Raw genomic sequence first — 17,182 nt, 5'->3', positions numbered from 1 at the left:
CACATGTTAGATCGGATTTACACAACACAACTTCAGAAAACTATAGATGCGCTCTATATGGAAAATTATGGTGAGTTCAGAAACCATATTGTCTATAAAAAGCCTTATCTTGTAATACATCTGAGTAGTGAGTTGGAACTACATTTCAACTGCTTAAAAGTAAATAGTGTAAATCCTTTCTATATCACAAAAGCAGAAGTTTTACTTCATAACACGTTGAGTCAACAGACCACTGAGATTGCGATTGCTGACGTTTTCAATTATTTAACTCAATCCTCATGGTGGCCATCAATCAACCACCAAAAGGCCATTACGTATTGGCATGATAATTTAGTTACTGCTGAAAAAATTCCTCAAATCTTACAATCAGCACTTTCTTTTTCTTCGCCACTCATAATGAGTGAACAACTTTCGCTTGTCGCTGACCGTGCATTTCATCCATTTGCGCATGCGAAAGGTGAACTCAGTCCACTCATTACTCAAAAAGAAATTGAAGTGTATTGGTGGGCATTTAAAAAAGCAGATGTCATAAATAATATGGAATCCATTCCACATGATGAACTGGCTCTCCCTGCTGAGGAAAAAAATCTTATTATTGAAAAAATGCAGGCTCTCTCAAATGAATACCTTGCAATACCTGTACTTAAAACACAGCATGACTATTTAAGATTTCAAGAAAACAAATATCTAGGGATTGACCTCGGCCTCGCCACTGCAATTGGTTGCCCAACATCCTCGCTACGAACTTTAATCAATCACCTAAATTCAAATCAGCACTTAAAGCTCTCGACCAATGCCAAAACTTTGGGTGCTATTCGCTCTATGCCTGCTCGATATTTAGCCAATGGTCATGCAGCATATGATTTTCTCAATGATGTCATCGACAAAACACCATCGTTAAAACATCAGCTCTTTTTAAGCAATGAAACCCATTGGTGGGTCTTAGGAAAACAAGAACCGCTGGTGCAAAATTTAGGTGTTATCGGCTGTCAAGTGAGGCATTTACCTCATTTTTGCCAAGAAAAAAAAATAGCACCAATTAGCATGTCTGCTTTAAGTTGTCCTTATATTGATCCATGGCAAGCTTTAGGTATAACAGGTGACAAATGGAACTTACTTAAAGATTTGAGTACCCATTTTATTCACACTTTTCTCACACTGTGGTCTTTTGGTCTTATGCCTGAGTGTCATGGTCAAAACACCCTAGTATGTTACCAAGACAATCAATTTAAATGCTTTATTCTGCGTGACCATGACACCTTAAGAATATGCACCCCTGCGATTCAGGACAGTGGTTTTGTTCCGCCAGTCTATAAAATTGATACCAGTACGCCAAACAATCTTATCTTTAATAAAAATGAGGATTTATTTAATTATTTTATAACCCTCGGGATACAAATCAACCTATACCCTATCGCATTAGCAACATTGAAATATACCGATCATACTGAAATTGACTTCTGGGAAATGATCCAAGCGATTATTGTCAACTTTATAGAAACTGCCGCGCTTTCTGAACAATCGAAAAACTGTATTCAAAAATATGTTTTTGAAAGTAGCCGCTGGCCATTCAAACAATTACTCACCCCTTTATTAGCCCAACAAGGTGATTCAACAGGGATGCCAAGTAAAATTGGTATGACGTCAAATCCCTACCATGCTTTATTCCAATCTTGCTATGAGACCATGGATATCTAAATCATGCGTTCCTCTCGCCTAGATCATTTGATTATTTTACTGTGTCAATTTTTTTCGACTTTTGGCTTGATGGTCTTAATACCGATCATGCCGCTATATATGGAAAAATTAACGGCGCAAATGGCAACCCCCGCCATTTGGGCAGGTATAGCGCTGTCAGCACCAGCTCTAGGGAGTCTATTTACAGCCCCCCTTATTGGTCATCTATCAGATACATTTGGGCATAAAAAAGCACTATTACTTTCCTTGGCTGGTTTCTGCATTTCTATACTTTTAATGGCGGGAGCACAGCATCTATTTGTGTTTATTTTTGCCCGTATTCTATTAGGATTTTGCGGTCTATCCGTGATTCTTTATGCCTATACCTCTTACTTGTCTAGCGAGCGACAAAGAGGTCTTGCCTTTGGACAGCTCCAAAGCAGTGTCGCATTGGCCTGTTTATGTGGTCCGGTACTCGGGGGCATATTTATGGACCATTGGAAAGTTGAAACCTTACTCAATGCCACTGCATATATTGTCATCGTTTTAATCTTAGTTGCTGCCATTTTATTGAGCCAACCTGTACAGACATCTGTCACTGAACCCGATAAAAAACCATCAACACTGCAATCCTTTGATCGAACAATTTTTTCTTGGCTCAGTGCGGGAACCTTTGTTCAAGCTGGCGGGTTCGGTTTAGTGTCCTGTTTTATCTTATATATCAGTGAAATCAGTCGAAATATAACTACCCCCTTATCTATTGCGAGTTTAACAGGAACAATCCACGCACTTTCATGGGGTGCTGCATTTTTTGCTGCAACCTATTGGGGGAAACGTAACGATGCAAGAGGCGATTCATTTCATAATTTTGTCAGTGCAACACTGATCTGTGGAATCACTGTTCTGGCTTTGACATGGACCACTAATATTTGGTTAGTGCTGCTCTTAAGACTCATACAAGGTTTCTGCTTCGCTGCACTTATTCCCTCTATTTTTCATACGATTTCTTTAAAAACTGATGCAAGAAATCAAGGAAAAGTGATTGGTATTTCAAATAGCGCCTTTGTTCTCGGTCAACTGTTTGGGCCGATTGCGGTCACCCTCACATACTCATTTTTCAATATCACTGCCGCGTTAATTTGCACTGCATTATTTTTTATTGGTGCTGGATTAATCGTGACTTTAAACAAATTTTTAACCAATACAATTTTAGAAGAGGTACAAGAATGAACCCGATCATTACCACCGATGCATGGTCTTACAAGCTTTTTGAACAATACTTGAATACTTTTTTTCGTGAACTTCAAGTTCAACTCGAACAGCATATTCTCTCAGAACAGGATTCACCTTTAACAATACATGACGCAAATAATTCATCCTATTTTTCATACCCATTTACTGCATCTAACTCAGTCATCTATGGTGCGATACAGCATTTCTCAAGCACAGGTTATCATCGTTACCAGCGCTCTTTTTGTGTATTCAATACTGAGGATAAGACTGTCAAAAGTCTGACTGATCCTAAAGTGTTGGTTAAAATGATAACCGATGAGTTAAAGTTAAATCAGCGATTTAAAGATAAAAAGCAAAATCAGAATCTCTATGCAGAAATCGCAAACAGTATCGAAAATACCAAATTCTTTTTAGAAAACAGCGTAGATCAAATAAAGCCTAAACTGGCCTCTAGTTTTCAATCTGCTGAACAAGGCATGTTATATGGACATCCATTTCATGTGACCTCAAAAGCCAATCTAGGCTTTTCTAAAGAGGATATGAAAAAGTATAGCCCAGAGCTAGGTGCGACGTTTCAGTTACACTACTTCGCAGTGCATTCATCCTTAATCCAAAAACTTGTCAGCGATAACAATGTTGATCAACTGATTGAAGAAGACGTTTTGAAGCATGCACGACAGCGCCTTAAAGATGACTTCGAAAATTATGAACTTTTGCCTACACATCCGTGGCAAGCAAACTTTTTACTCCTACATCCTTCCTTAAAACGCTATTTAGAAAATCATGAGGTTCGATATTTAGGTGCTTTAGGACAAACCGTTTGGCCTACATCTTCAGTACGAACCGTTTGGTTACCGCAATCTAATATTTTTTTAAAACTCTCCATTGATGTGCGTATTACCAGTTTTATTCGTAACAATCCTATGGATGAAATGGAAAGAGCGATTGATGCCAGTAAAATCATTCTTAAACATCAGATCAATCAACACTATAAAAATATGCTCATTCTTCCAGAGCTTACAGCCAAAACTGTCAAAATCCCTGAGTTAGAAAGTTCTTTTGGCATTATATATCGCGCAGGATTAGCTACGGAAACGCTTGAAAATACTCGGATGCTAGGTGGTTTAGTCGAAGAAAATGAGCATCATCAGATCCCATTAATGACGTTTATTGATCAGGCCGCACAAGCCCAAGGACTTCCAAATAGTCACTCAAAAGCCTTTCTTGCTGATTGGTGGAAACAATATATTCAAGTTTCCTTGGTTCCACTGATTGAATTGTTTGCAAATAAAGGGATTAGTGTTGAAGCCCATATGCAAAACAGTTTGATGGAATTTAAACAAGGCTTCCCTGCTCGACTGATTATTCGTGATATGGAAGGAATTAGTGTGGTTTCTGAGATGCTCAATGATCATTCCTCAGTCTCTGAAGATAGCACTGTTTGGTTTTCTCAAAAGGATGCATGGATTTTTCTGCAATATTATTTAGTCATCAATCATATTGCGCATCTGATTAGTGCGATATCAAGAGTAAGCATTATTGAAGAAAGTGAACTTTGGCAAACCACCAGACAAACCCTGATCGATGAAAACTTCTCAGATAAAGCACAGCACTACTGCAACCTTTTGCTTAACTCTCTCACTTTACCTATTAAGGCAAATATGATGAACACCTTATATCACAGTGGTGGTAACCCGATTTGGATTGATATTGAAAATCCGATTTATAAATACAGAGGCGCTCAAACACTGACCCCTCTTCAAGCTACGCAACAAGTTGATTATAAAGTCCAAGCGGAAAGACGTGTCATCGGGCAATTATTAGAAGCATTAATCTTTGAAAATGCCTTTAACTACGAAAAATCAAATGGGCATATTAAATTCTTTATTTCAGATGATCTTTTTTATAGCTGCGACGCTAAACAACATTTTAGTTTTAACCGAATTAAATTAAATCCATCGAGTTTAGTCCGTTATGATGCCGTTCAAAAGTCATCAAGCAGTCCAAATTTAAAAGCATTATTGGCTGATTTAAAACATATCATTGATGCAGATCCAATCAAATGGCAAAGCTTTAATGATGAGCTCAATCTTACCTATGTCAAACATGCACAAACACTGGGTCTATCACCGAATCAACCGTTAAGAACACTGTCATATATTGAGCAAGAAGCCCGTATAAACAATGCACATCTCTATCATCCAAGTTTTAAATCTAGAATAGGCTTTGATCTTAAGGAAAATCAAAAATACTCACCTGAATTATCCCAAGGATTCTCTGTTCAATGGGCTGCTACTCATAAAAGCTTATGCAAATTGGTTTTGAGTGAAACGATCAACTTAAATCAACTGTATAAACAGCATTTTTCAGACAAAGACCTTCACGCAATCCGTGAGGAATTGACAGCACATCAAGTTGATTTCAATGATTATATTCTTAGCCCCATTCATCCTTGGCAATGGGATAAAATTATTGAATTGTATTATCAAGATGCAATCAGCAATCAACTGATCATTCCATTGAAAATCGCTGGACCTACTTATTTACCGCAACAATCAATCCGAACATTATCAAACATCACGGATATTTCAGCGTTATCACTAAAATTAGCGATGAATTTAGTTAACACGTCGACCTCTCGTGTTTTAGCACCACATACTGTGCAAAATGCGGCAAAAATGAGTGACTGGCTGTATAAAATCGTTGAGCAAGACCATATTTTAGAAAAACAACGTAAACCCGTTATTTTAAGAGAGATTGCTGGACTTTCTATCAATCAGCCGATCGCCTTACCTATTCAATATGGCGCACTAGCCTGTATTTGGCGTGAAAGTATTTATCATTATCTCAATGAAGGTGAATCAGCAACTCCGGTTACAGGTCTGATGCAACTTGATACTGACCAAAAACCGCTGATAGACCACTGGATCAAACAATACGGGATCGAGTTTTGGTTAGAGAAGTTATTAAAAAATGCCTATCTGCCAATTATGCATATTTTATGGTGTCACGGCTTAGCATTGGAATCTCATGCACAAAATATGGTGTTAATTCACAAAGATGGTCTACCTGTTAAAGCTGCTCTAAAAGATTTCCATGATGGTATTCGCTTTAGTCGTCATTTGTTAAGAAATCCAGAGCTATTACCCGATTTACAAGACGCGCCTAAAGAACATGCCAAAATTAACCCGAATTCTTTTTTAGAAACACACGCAGCAAATGAGTTAAGAGATTTTACCCAAGATGCACTTTGGTTTGTCAATCTAGCGGAATTGGCCATATTTTTAAACACGCATTATGATTTTGATGAAATCAAATTTTGGACAATGTTAAGATCGATCATCAATCAACATAAAGAAAAGCATCCAGAATTTGCACAAAGATATGAATTGTTTAACTTTACAGATGACACCATCGATATTGAACAACTTGCAAGTCGTCGCTTCCTACCTGAAATCCGATTAAGAGTACAAACCACCCCAAATCCGTTGAGTTTAATTAAGGAAATTGAATATGAATAAAACTTCAGTTCCCTTTAAAAAACGCATGGAAAATGGTGAGTCACTGTATGGCATATTCTGTTCTATTGCCTCGCCAATTCATGTGGAGCAATTGGGGCTGGCTGGCTATGACTTTATTATTATTGACTTGGAACATACTTTATTTAGTACATCCCAAGTTGAAAGCATGATTTTAGCCGCTAGAGCCATGCAGCTTGATGTATTGGTTCGAGTCCCCTTAACCGCCAATCACTTGATCTTACCTTTACTCGATGCTGGCGTGACTGGAATTGTATTACCACGTATAGAAAATGCACAACAAGCCCAAGAAGCTGTGAATTATTGCCACTACATGCCCCTAGGGCAAAGGGGCTTAAATTCAACTCGGTTAAATCGCTATGGCATGCAGAGCTTAACTGATTTTGTGCAACACGCACACAAAGAAACAGTTGTCGTCGCAATGATTGAAAGTTTAGCTGGTGTAGCAAATATCGATGAAATTTTAGCTATTGATGGGATCGATATTATTCTTGAAGGTGCGGCAGATCTTTCTCAGTCTATGGGCGTTCCTTGGGAAACGCGCCATCCGCAAGTTCAAGCAAAGATCCAAGAGATATATAGCAAAACTCAGCAACAGGGTAAATATTTCTGCGCAATTCCGCGCCAGCCTGAAGATATTGCGTTGTGGAAACACCAGTCTGTAAAACTTTTTGTGCTCGGTGATGATCGCAGTATTACCCGTCGAGCACATCAGATTCATATTGATTCATATAAAGAAATTGTATAGATCTCTAAACCTTGAGTGGTGTATCAGCTATTCCACTCAATTAAATTTAAGCTGAATATAAATGTTTTATTGTTTGTTTATTTGTTACTGTGAATTACAATCATTCTCAATTATACTTTCGTCAATTTAAAGCAATCTCAGGGTGAGATAAAAGGAAGCAAGATGAAAAGCAACAAAATTTTTAATAAGAAGTCTGATGTAAAAAAAATCATTCCACTTATATCAATTGGTGGGTTCATCTTTTTATCGCAATCCTCTTTTGCTATTTCACCCACAGAAGCTACAGATACAGAGAACAAAGCTGCAGTGCTTCCGACCATTACTGTCAGCGCATCACGCTCAGATGAATTCTCCTCTTCTGCAAAACAAGTGACCAAATTAGATGAAAAACAAATTGAATTTCTAAAAAATGCGTCTTCTGGAAATATCGCCACTGTTTTAGCCAAAGTTGTGCCTGGCTTATCTGATTCAAGTCGTACAATTACCGATTATGGGCAAACTTTACGCGGACGTAATGCCTTGATCTTGGTTGACGGCGTACCCATGAATTTGACACGTGATACATCAAGAGGTCTTTCATCAATCGATCCTCAAAGTATTACGGGGATAGAAGTCATTCGAGGCAGTAATGCGATTTATGGAAGTGGTGCTGCTGGCGGAACGATTTCAATCACCACCAAAGCGGCGGGCGGTGAACCGACTGCAAAAACTGTGATTGGGCTACAAAGCGCTTTGACCAACTTTCGTACAGATGCTTTAAGTGGAGATATTCATCAATATTTTTCTGGAAGCTTAAATAACTTTGACTATGCATTTGATTTTGGCTATCAACGTATTGGTAGTCCATACGATGCCCGAGGCGATCGTGTTGCACCAGAACCAAGTCAAGGTGATTTATTTGATGCGGATGCATATAGCGTAGGCGGTAAACTTGGCTATCACATTGACGACAACCAATATCTACAATTTGCAGCAAATTACTATAACGCTGAACAAGACTCTGACTATGCCTCTGACCCAAGTGTAGCAAAGCTTCCTGCAGGTAGCGTACCTGCGAAAGCAATCAAAGGACTTAAATTAAAAGACCAGAATAAAAATGAAAATCAAATCTACAATTTGACCTATAACAATAAAGATTTATTTGGCAGTAAAGTTGACGCGCAAATCTATTACCGAGACTTTTTTACTCGCTTCTCGCCATTTGATGCCCGTAAAGTCAGTACACGTGGTGGAAAAGTCGATCAGGTTTATCAAAACAATAATGTTCTTGGTAGTCGCCTAACCGTAAACACCCCACTAGAATTTTTAGGTGATACGTCGATTGTTTGGGGTGGCGATTTTAGCCGTGAAAAAAGCGAAATGCCTCTAGATACGTTTGATCCTACAATTTATGACCAATCTGGTGGTTTAGAGTTTGTTAAAAATGGAAAACTGATCTATTTACCTGAATTAACCACCCAAAGCATCGGTGGTTTTGCGCAATTAAAACATAATTTTAATGAACAATGGTCTGCTGAAGTTGGTACGCGTTATGAAGACAGTTATGCAAAAATTGATAGCTTTGTTCCATTATCACAATTAGGTAAACCAAAGCCTTATACCGTTAAGGGTGGTAAAGTGACGGCGGATGCATGGTTATATAATGCCAATATCACCTTTAAGCCAACAGATCAGCACTCAATTTACGCATCTTTTAATCAAGGTTTTCAATTGCCCGATGTAGGGGTTGTAATCCGTAATGCAACAGAAGGATTTAACTTAGCATCATCATTCCTTGAACCCGTTAAGGTGGATAATTACGAGCTCGGTTGGAATGGTCATTTTAATAATTTTAGCTCAAGCTTAGCGGTGTTTCAGTCAACGTCAGATCTGGGTGCTGTTCAATCTTTTAACAATGGCTTGATACTGACGCGTACCAAAGAAAAAGTGACCGGTGTAGAAGCGACTCTTGATTATCTTGATGATGCAAAAGTATGGGGAACTGGAGGAAGTGTTACATGGATGAAAGGCCGTGAAACGCCACAGAACAGCAATAAAGAACAAGACATGACGGGTTACCGTATTCCACCTTTAAAAGTAACAGGATACATTTCTTATAGCCCAACAGACACATGGACAAATCGTTTACAAGCGACATATTTTGGTTCAGAAGATTATCGCTTAAACGGTCTCAACAGTTTTGGTCGTTATGATGTGAAGTCATATACCACTGCAGATTTAATCAGTAGTTTTGCCCTCAACAAAAAAGATACTGTTACGATTGGATTAGAGAATATGTTTAACCGTAAATACTATCCTTTATACAGCCAACTTCTCCGTACCAGTAATAACACCAGCCATCTGCTTGCATCAGGTGCAACATTGAAAGTGACTTATAGTCATAAATGGTAAGATTTGATAATAAAGCCTTATAGAGATCTATAAGGCTTTGTTGTTTTTTTATATTGTCTAGTCAAGAAATTGGCTGAATTTTGCATTTTTTACATTTTTGTATTAACATTTTTATACTAACAAAAAGCGATGCAGTGATGGAAATTGAATTTTCATGGGATGAGCATAAAGCAGAAATAAACTTAAAAAAGCATGGTGTAACTTTTGAAGACGCAGTACTGGTTTTCTATGATGCTTATGCCTTATACCATCAAGATCGCTTTGAAAATGGTGAATATCGCTGGCAAGCGATAGGTTTGGTATATGGGCAGGCTGTTTTACTGGTTGCCCATACTGTAAAGGATCATGATGGGATTGATCATATCCGTATCATTTCGGCACGTCAGGCAGAGAAAAAAGAGAGGAAACAGTATGAGCAAAACCGTTACTTACAAAGTGGATTTGAATAATCCACCTACCTTGTCAGATGAACAAAAAGCAAGGTTTGAAACTTTGGCTGAACGTCCAGACAGCAAGATAGATTTTTCAGATATTCCCCAACTTGATGAAAAATTTTGGAAAAATGCTGTGCAAAATCCCTTTTACAAGCCCACCAAGCAAGTGACTACTGTCCGTATTGATTCAGATGTTATGCAATGGCTAAAATCTCAAGGCAAGGGCTATCAGACCCGTATGAACAAAATTCTTCGAGATGCTATGCTTCAAGAATTAAAGAACAATCCTTGAAAATGCAAACGAGATTTTATTTTTAAATGATTCCAATAAAATCAAAATACGACCTAAACTCACATGACAAAGAACAGCAAAAAGCCGGCAGTATTGAAACGACCGGCTTTTTTAATTTTGAATCACAAACTATTTAGCTATTTATTACGATAAACAATAAATTACGCGCTTAATTCAACTGCAAGTGCTGTAGCTTCACCACCACCAATACAAAGTGTTGCAATCCCTTTGGTTTTACCTAAGCGTTTTAAAGCATGGATCAAGGTCACAATGATTCGTGAACCTGATGAACCCAGTGGATGCCCGAGTGCACAAGCGCCACCATTAATATTGACTTTTTCAGGATCAAGTTTAAATGCATCAATTGCAGCCATAGTGACCATGGCAAAAGCTTCGTTAATTTCCCAAAGATCAACATCGTCTACAGACCAACCGAGATTTTTCAGTAATTTTTCAATTGCGCCCACAGGTGCAATGGTAAATTCTTCAGGATGTTGGGAATTGGTTGTATAGCCTTTGATTTCAGCCAACACAGTCAAACCACGCTTTTGCGCTTCTGACGCCGACGTGATCAGTAGTGCAGATGCACCATCACTGATTGAGCTAGAGTTTGCAGCAGTAATCGTACCATCTTTGGCAAATGCTGGTTTCAAGCTTGGGATTTTATCAATCTTGGCATTTTCAGGATTTTCGTCCACTTCTACAGTGATCTCCCCCTGACGTAGCGCCACTTTAACAGGTGTGATCTCGTCTTTAAAATAACCTTCTGCAATCGCTTTTTTTGCACGTGTCAGTGAGCGAATTGCAAACTCATCCATTTGCTCACGGCTATAGCCCTTTTTATCCGCCATTTCCTGTGCAAAACTTCCCATTGCACGCCCCGTACCCGCATCTTCCAAACCATCAAGGAACATATGATCAATCACTTGACCATGCCCCATCCGATAACCTGAACGTGCTTTAGGTAATAAATACGGTGCATTGGTCATAGACTCCATCCCACCGACCACAATAATTTTGGCACTTCCTGCTTTAATGGCATCGCTGGCTTGCATTGCAGCTTTCATCCCAGAACCACAGACTTTATTGATTGTGGTTGCGCCAACATGATCCGGTAAACCCGCTTTTCGCATCGCTTGACGTGCTGGACCTTGTTTTAAACCCGCAGGTAATACACAGCCCATAATTACTTCATCAATATCAACAACAGGCACATTGGCTTGTTCAACAACTTTTTCAATAACGACTGCACCCAAATCCGGTGCAGATAAACTTGCAAAACTGCCTTGAAAACTTCCCATTGCAGTACGACCAGCAGCGACGATGACAATCTTTTCCATTCGAGTTCACCTTGTATTTTAAATGCGTATACTTTTGAAGCGGGTATTTTTGAAAATAGCATATCCATTGATAACATGTCTAAGCCGCCAAAGCGACTTAGCATTTAAACTTGGCTGGTTAAATTATAATTTTAAGCTTGCTTTGTCACAATCAAGCCACAGCGAGGTTTGAGGTGATCAGTTCTACCCCAGTTGCCGCCTGAATTTGTTCTAGGCTTACATCTTTAGCCAATTCAATCAACTCAACACCTTGGGGAGTGATATCCATCACCCCTAGATCCGTAATTATACGGTTTACGACCAGTCTTCCAGTAAGCGGTAATGAGCATTCAGCGACGATTTTAGGACTGCCATCTTTAGCACAGTGTTCCATCAACACCACGACTTTTTGTACACCAGCAACCAAATCCATTGCACCGCCCATGCCTTTTACTTTTTTCCCTGGGATCATCCAGTTGGCTAAATCTCCCTTTTCGGAAACTTCCATTGATCCTAAAATAGCAATATTGACCTTACCACCACGAATCATGGCAAAAGATTCAGCACTAGAGAAAAACGCAGCGCCCTTACGAGCAGTTACGGTTTGTTTACCCGCATTAATTAAATCTGCATCGACAGTAGCTTGTGTTGGAAATTCATCAATCCCCAATAAGCCATTTTCAGATTGAAGCCAGACATTGATATTGTCAGGAATATAGTTTGCAACCAAGGTAGGTAAGCCAATGCCTAGATTGACATAAAAGCCATCTTCAAGCTCTTGCGCTGCACGTTCAGCCATTTCATTACGCGTCCAAGCCATGATTAAATCTCCGTCTTCAATGTCAATTGTTCAATTCGTTTTTCAGGCTGCGCATTTAAAACAATACGACTTACATAAATGCCCGGTAAATGAATTGAATCTGGATCTAACTCACCAATTTCAACAATTTCTTCAACTTCGACAATGGTCAATTTGCCAGCCATTGCACACTCAGGGTTAAAGTTTCGTGCAGTCTTACGAAAAATTAAGTTGCCAGCTTTATCTGCCTTATAGGCTTTTACCAAAGCAATATCTGCAACCAATGCTTGTTCGAGTATGTAATCTTTACCATCAAATTCGCGAACTTCTTTGCCTTCAGCAATCAATGTTCCAACACCTGTTTGGGTAAAGAACGCTGGAATGCCTGCACCACCTGCACGTAACTTTTCAGCCAAGGTGCCTTGAGGTGTCAACTCAACTTCAAGCTCACCATTTAAATATTGACGTTCAAATTCTTTGTTTTCACCGACATAGGATGAAATCATTTTTTTAATTTGTTTGGTTTGTAAAAGCTTGCCTAGACCAAAATCATCCACACCTGCATTGTTAGAAATACAAGTTAGGCCCGTTACGCCAATTTCTTTTAAGGCATCAATCAATGCTTCTGGAATACCACATAATCCAAAACCACCCACTGCAAAAGTCTGGTTGTTTGCAACTACATCAGCCAAAGCTTCATGTGCATTCGCGACAACTTTGTTCATCGTTTTAACTCTATGTCCTTTAGAATTATTATTATTAACATCGAGCAAATTATTTTAGAAATTGATTCTTTCAAATGTCTAATGAGTAAAACTCATTAATCTGATTTCATCCTGAAACAGTGGGCTTTATGATGAGGTGATAGTCTCTTAAAACTGATGTGCCAATATCGTTTCAATAAATTGCGAAGAAATATTAGAAAGTTCAAAATCTTTTTTATAAATGATCCCAACAGAAAGATTGACATTGCCCTCTTCAATTTCAACCAAGACATTATTTTCTTTATCGATATAATTTTGAAAATGGCGTGGGATCGCACTGACCCCCATACCAAAAGCCACGAAATGCGACAATGAACTAATCTGATGACACTCAAGTTTTAAATCTAAGATCATATTATTTTGTGAACATTTCTCTTCCACCACGTGTCGAATGATCGAAGGTTTCTGTAAAGTGATAAAAGGATAAGCATACAGCTCACGCCATGTCACACTTTTACGCTGCGCCAACTGATGATCTTTGGGAAGTAGTGCTAAAAAATCTTCATTGAAAAATGGCTTAAATATTAATTGATCATTGTGTTGTGGTTCAAAGCAAATCCCAATTTCAAAAATGCCCTCTTGGACTTTTTCAATAATTTTTTCATTGGGAATATCATGGATTGAAAAATTGATATTGGGATGATTCTTATTAAATTCATGCAGTACAGCAGGTAAAACAGCATGAGTCGCGAAAGGCATCGAGGCAATATTCAATGTGCCACGATGTAATTTAAAACGCTGTTTAACATCTCTTTCCATGTCTTCCCAATTTGCCAAAAGTTTTTTAGCAAATGGAATCAACGAATTTCCCTCAGCGGTAAGATCCACACGGCGGGTATTGCGCTTAAACAGCTTGCCACCCAACTCATCCTCTAAACTTTTGATACTTAAGCTTAAAGCAGATTGACTTAGGCAAAGTTCATTGGCAGCATTGGCATAATTCAATGTCCGAGCAAGAACTAAAAAAGCTTTTAACTGTTTGAGTGTCATACGGCAACCTAACTGATTTATAGCTCTATAATACGCTAAACCAAGCGAGTTTTGATCCTAAAATGAGTCATTTGAGCTATCGATTTGCTTATAGAATTAGATATCAATCCATGCTAGCTGATCTCACTTTTGCTCAGATTGATGCCTTAATGAAAGTTTTTAATTTATGTGATCTATAAAAATATGTTTATGCATTTAAATCAGGGCAAAATCGATATACGACGTATTTCAAGCAACATACTTGTCAATAAAGCCACTGCTGTAAATAAAAATTAAAACGTTGAACATATACTCATTCATCTGCATCTCCAATTTGGCTTTTTTCTTTTGCTTATCTATGACCTATTGCGCAAAAACCTCATGAAACTTGTTTCTATTCATTAGTTTTCCATATTGACTCATAAATATTTTCAAACAATGCCTCGAATAATTTGGATTATAGTTTTATCCATCATTTGGAAATGGATATTCCAATTTATAAGTCTGGACGATTTATAAAAGCTAAATTTATTGATCAATATTAATTTCTCTAGATATCCATTTTTATTGGTTTCACTCACTAATGCATTTTTATGATTGAGATAGCCTTGTCGTGATTTGAAATAAAAACAAGGTGGGTTTTGACATATATTCTTTAAGGACGGAGTAAAAATATGTGGGAACTGGGTATAATTTTACTTTCTCTTGGCTTGTTGATGTACACAGCCTACAGAGGATTTTCTGTAATTCTCATGGCACCGATTTGTGCCTTATTGGCCGTCTTGCTGATTAACCCTGCCAACGTTTTACCATTTTATTCTGGTGTGTTTATGCCAAAAATGGTGGGCTTTATTAAAGATTATTTCTTGGTGTTTTTGCTGGGTGCGATTTTTGGTAAAGTCGTTGAAATGTCAGGTATTGCTGAATCCATTGCCAAAACGATTGTTAAATTAATTGGCTCTAAAAATGCAATGCTTACCGTTGTTCTGCTAGGGGCAATTTTAACCTATAGCGGCGTCAGTTTATTTGTCGTGGTTTTTGCAGTCTATCCCTTTGCAAACCAATTATTTAGACAAGCAAATATCCCTAAACGTTTGATTCCTGGCACGATTGCACTGGGTGCTTTCTCCTTTACCATGGATGCCTTACCGGGTACGCCTCAGATTCAAAACGTTATTCCAACTACATTTTTTGGAACCAATATTTATGCAGCGCCATTTTTAGGGATTATCGGTGCAATCTTTGTTTTAGGTGTGGGTTTAACTTATCTGGAATGGCGTCGTCGTGTTGCTGCTCGCAATGGAGATGGCTTTGCATCTGGTATTACTTTAACAGAAGCCGAACTTCAACAATTCGAAAATCAATCTCAGCAACAAGATAATGGTTCTGGTCTACGTCAATTCATGGCATTTGTTCCCTTAATTTTAGTTGCAGTGATGAATAAATATTTATCTACAGCAATTAAAACATGGTATCCAAATGGCTTTGATTTTAATGCGCTTGGACTAGCAAACTACACTGTCGATGTCGCAAAAACATCAGCGATTTGGGCAGTTGGTTTGGCCTTAATCGTTGGGATTGTCACTGCGATTATGTTCGATTATCGTCGTGTTTCAACCAGCTTTAAAGAAGGTGTAAACGCAAGTATAGGTGGTTCTTTACTCGCTGTGATGAACACTGCATCTGAGTATGGTTTTGGTGCAATTATTGCCGCCTTACCGGGTTTTGCCGTGATCAGCCATGCTTTAGGTCATACATTTACCAATCCATTGGTCAATGGTGCAGTCACCACAACCGTTTTGGCAGGGATTACAGGTTCAGCATCTGGCGGTATGAGTATTGCCCTCAGTGCCATGGCTGACCAATACAATACAGCTATTGCAGCAATGGGCATTCCTGCTGAAGTGATGCATCGTATTGTTGCAATGGCATCTGGCGGTATGGACACCTTACCGCATAACGGTGCCGTGATTACCCTACTTGCTGTCACTGGACTTACACATAAACAATCTTATAAAGACATTTTTGCCATTACCATCATTAAAACAGTTGCAGTATTTGTCGCAATTGCTGCATTTACATGGTTTGGTATCGTCTAAGTTTATCTTCAAAATGAACACAGGGAGTCAATAATGAGTCAACTTCTCAAAGATAAAGTTGCATTTATCACAGGTTCAGCAAGTGGTATTGGACTTGAAATTGCCAAAAAATTTGCCCTTGAAGGTGCAAAAGTGGTGATTTCGGATATGAATGCGGACAAATGTAATGAAGCAGTTTTAGCCTTAAAAACTGATGGATTTGAAGCCTTATCTGCACCTTGTGATGTTTCAGATGAAGATGCTTATGCTGCTGCTATTGGTCTAGCACATAGTACCTTTGGTCGTTTGGATATTTTGATCAATAATGCTGGTTTTCAGCATGTTGCTGCCATCGAAGAGTTTCCAACTGCCATTTATCAAAAACTACTAAATGTCATGCTGGTGGGTTCTTTTATTGGAATTAAACATGCATTTCCAATCATGAAGGCACAAAACTATGGCCGTATTATCAATATGGCTTCGATCAATGGTTTAATCGGCTTTGCTGGAAAAGCGGGTTATAACAGTGCCAAACATGGGGTGATTGGTTTAACTAAAGTTGCAGCGTTAGAATCTGCTCGTGATGGAATCACGGTCAATGCATTATGCCCAGGTTATGTCGACACACCTTTGGTACGTGGTCAAATTAAAGATTTAGCCAAAACCCGTAATGTCAGCGAAACAAGTGCACTTGAAGATGTCATTTTAGCCATGGTGCCACAAAAGCGCTTACTCAATGTTGAAGAAATTGCAGATTATGCCGTTTTCTTGGCGAGTGAAAAAGCAGCGGGCGTGACGGGTCAGGCAGTGGTTATGGATGGTGGTTATACCGCTCAATAATACAGTTGATGATTGCAATGATCATGAATTTATCTCTATGTAAATCATTCGATAAAGCTTACTAAACATTCATTTGTAGGGGAGATTCTCCCCTACTGT

The 17,182-nt window shown here is 38.6% G+C and carries 13 protein-coding genes; 9 read left to right on the top strand and 4 right to left on the bottom strand.

Annotation, left to right across the window (positions count from 1 at the left end; translation table 11 throughout):
- Positions 1 to 3 precede the first annotated feature (3 nt).
- The 7 genes from ACZ5QH_RS08435 (at position 4) to ACZ5QH_RS08405 (ending at position 10,314) form a co-directional block, all read left to right on the top strand.
- Positions 4 to 1,698 carry an IucA/IucC family protein gene (locus ACZ5QH_RS08435; protein ID WP_303577334.1) on the top strand — a complete coding sequence of 565 codons (1,695 nt, stop codon included), beginning with the start codon at positions 4 to 6 and terminating at the stop codon, positions 1,696 to 1,698.
- Between the two features lie 3 nt (positions 1,699 to 1,701).
- Complete coding sequence (locus ACZ5QH_RS08430; RefSeq protein WP_239045927.1) at positions 1,702 to 2,907, top strand: MFS transporter; 1,206 nt, start codon at positions 1,702 to 1,704, stop codon at positions 2,905 to 2,907.
- Entirely contained in the window at positions 2,904 to 6,431 is a 3,528-nt protein-coding gene (locus ACZ5QH_RS08425) for an IucA/IucC family protein (protein ID WP_303577335.1), read from the top strand. The genes ACZ5QH_RS08430 and ACZ5QH_RS08425 overlap by 4 nt, the downstream gene beginning before the upstream one ends.
- Positions 6,424 to 7,197 carry an HpcH/HpaI aldolase family protein gene (locus ACZ5QH_RS08420; RefSeq protein WP_244015663.1) on the top strand — a complete coding sequence of 258 codons (774 nt, stop codon included), beginning with the start codon at positions 6,424 to 6,426 and terminating at the stop codon, positions 7,195 to 7,197. The genes ACZ5QH_RS08425 and ACZ5QH_RS08420 overlap by 8 nt, the downstream gene beginning before the upstream one ends.
- 162 nt (positions 7,198 to 7,359) lie before the next feature.
- Complete coding sequence (locus tag ACZ5QH_RS08415) at positions 7,360 to 9,588, top strand: TonB-dependent receptor (protein WP_303577336.1); 2,229 nt, start codon at positions 7,360 to 7,362, stop codon at positions 9,586 to 9,588.
- A 137-nt stretch (positions 9,589 to 9,725) separates the two neighbouring features.
- Positions 9,726 to 10,037 carry a BrnT family toxin gene (locus tag ACZ5QH_RS08410; RefSeq protein ID WP_004820567.1) on the top strand — a complete coding sequence of 104 codons (312 nt, stop codon included), beginning with the start codon at positions 9,726 to 9,728 and terminating at the stop codon, positions 10,035 to 10,037.
- Positions 10,000 to 10,314, top strand: coding sequence for a BrnA antitoxin family protein (locus ACZ5QH_RS08405; protein ID WP_004820566.1), 315 nt, complete (start codon positions 10,000 to 10,002; stop codon positions 10,312 to 10,314). Before ACZ5QH_RS08410 ends, ACZ5QH_RS08405 begins: the two co-directional genes overlap by 38 nt.
- Before the next feature lie 161 nt (positions 10,315 to 10,475).
- Here ACZ5QH_RS08405 and ACZ5QH_RS08400 read toward each other — a convergent pair whose 3' ends face one another.
- From ACZ5QH_RS08400 to ACZ5QH_RS08385, 4 genes are all read right to left on the bottom strand, one after another.
- Positions 10,476 to 11,654 carry a thiolase family protein gene (locus tag ACZ5QH_RS08400; protein WP_303577337.1) on the bottom strand — a complete coding sequence of 393 codons (1,179 nt, stop codon included), beginning with the start codon at positions 11,652 to 11,654 and terminating at the stop codon, positions 10,476 to 10,478.
- A gap of 151 nt (positions 11,655 to 11,805) precedes the next feature.
- Positions 11,806 to 12,453: a 3-oxoacid CoA-transferase subunit B gene (locus ACZ5QH_RS08395; protein ID WP_004721431.1), complete on the bottom strand. Its 648-nt coding sequence runs from the start codon at positions 12,451 to 12,453 to the stop codon at positions 11,806 to 11,808.
- 2 nt (positions 12,454 to 12,455) lie between these two features.
- Positions 12,456 to 13,157, bottom strand: a complete 702-nt coding sequence (locus ACZ5QH_RS08390) for a CoA transferase subunit A (RefSeq protein ID WP_004721433.1) — start codon at positions 13,155 to 13,157, stop codon at positions 12,456 to 12,458.
- Between the two features lie 147 nt (positions 13,158 to 13,304).
- Entirely contained in the window at positions 13,305 to 14,186 is an 882-nt protein-coding gene (locus ACZ5QH_RS08385; RefSeq protein WP_004820562.1) for a LysR family transcriptional regulator, read from the bottom strand.
- A 653-nt stretch (positions 14,187 to 14,839) separates the two neighbouring features.
- Between ACZ5QH_RS08385 and ACZ5QH_RS08380 the strand changes: the two genes are divergently transcribed.
- Both ACZ5QH_RS08380 and ACZ5QH_RS08375 read left to right on the top strand, forming a co-directional pair.
- Positions 14,840 to 16,264 (top strand): GntP family permease, encoded by a 1,425-nt coding sequence (locus ACZ5QH_RS08380; protein ID WP_004820560.1) that lies wholly within the window; start codon positions 14,840 to 14,842, stop codon positions 16,262 to 16,264.
- A 33-nt stretch (positions 16,265 to 16,297) separates the two neighbouring features.
- Positions 16,298 to 17,083, top strand: a complete 786-nt coding sequence (locus tag ACZ5QH_RS08375; protein ID WP_096733811.1) for a 3-hydroxybutyrate dehydrogenase — start codon at positions 16,298 to 16,300, stop codon at positions 17,081 to 17,083.
- Positions 17,084 to 17,182: the final 99 nt, after the last annotated feature.

It is taken from the genome of Acinetobacter sp. Ac8, assembly GCF_055392545.1.
Note: the sequence above shows the minus strand (reverse complement) of the source record. Positions and strands in the feature narration are given on the sequence as shown.

Coding starts and splice junctions, on each gene's coding strand:
- ACZ5QH_RS08435 (WP_303577334.1), top strand. CDS start 4: ATGTTAGATCGGATTTACACAACACAACTTCAGAAAACTATAGATGCG.
- ACZ5QH_RS08430 (WP_239045927.1), top strand. CDS start 1,702: ATGCGTTCCTCTCGCCTAGATCATTTGATTATTTTACTGTGTCAATTT.
- ACZ5QH_RS08425 (WP_303577335.1), top strand. CDS start 2,904: ATGAACCCGATCATTACCACCGATGCATGGTCTTACAAGCTTTTTGAA.
- ACZ5QH_RS08420 (WP_244015663.1), top strand. CDS start 6,424: ATGAATAAAACTTCAGTTCCCTTTAAAAAACGCATGGAAAATGGTGAG.
- ACZ5QH_RS08415 (WP_303577336.1), top strand. CDS start 7,360: ATGAAAAGCAACAAAATTTTTAATAAGAAGTCTGATGTAAAAAAAATC.
- ACZ5QH_RS08410 (WP_004820567.1), top strand. CDS start 9,726: ATGGAAATTGAATTTTCATGGGATGAGCATAAAGCAGAAATAAACTTA.
- ACZ5QH_RS08405 (WP_004820566.1), top strand. CDS start 10,000: ATGAGCAAAACCGTTACTTACAAAGTGGATTTGAATAATCCACCTACC.
- ACZ5QH_RS08400 (WP_303577337.1), bottom strand. CDS start 11,654: ATGGAAAAGATTGTCATCGTCGCTGCTGGTCGTACTGCAATGGGAAGT.
- ACZ5QH_RS08395 (WP_004721431.1), bottom strand. CDS start 12,453: ATGGCTTGGACGCGTAATGAAATGGCTGAACGTGCAGCGCAAGAGCTT.
- ACZ5QH_RS08390 (WP_004721433.1), bottom strand. CDS start 13,157: ATGAACAAAGTTGTCGCGAATGCACATGAAGCTTTGGCTGATGTAGTT.
- ACZ5QH_RS08385 (WP_004820562.1), bottom strand. CDS start 14,186: ATGACACTCAAACAGTTAAAAGCTTTTTTAGTTCTTGCTCGGACATTG.
- ACZ5QH_RS08380 (WP_004820560.1), top strand. CDS start 14,840: ATGTGGGAACTGGGTATAATTTTACTTTCTCTTGGCTTGTTGATGTAC.
- ACZ5QH_RS08375 (WP_096733811.1), top strand. CDS start 16,298: ATGAGTCAACTTCTCAAAGATAAAGTTGCATTTATCACAGGTTCAGCA.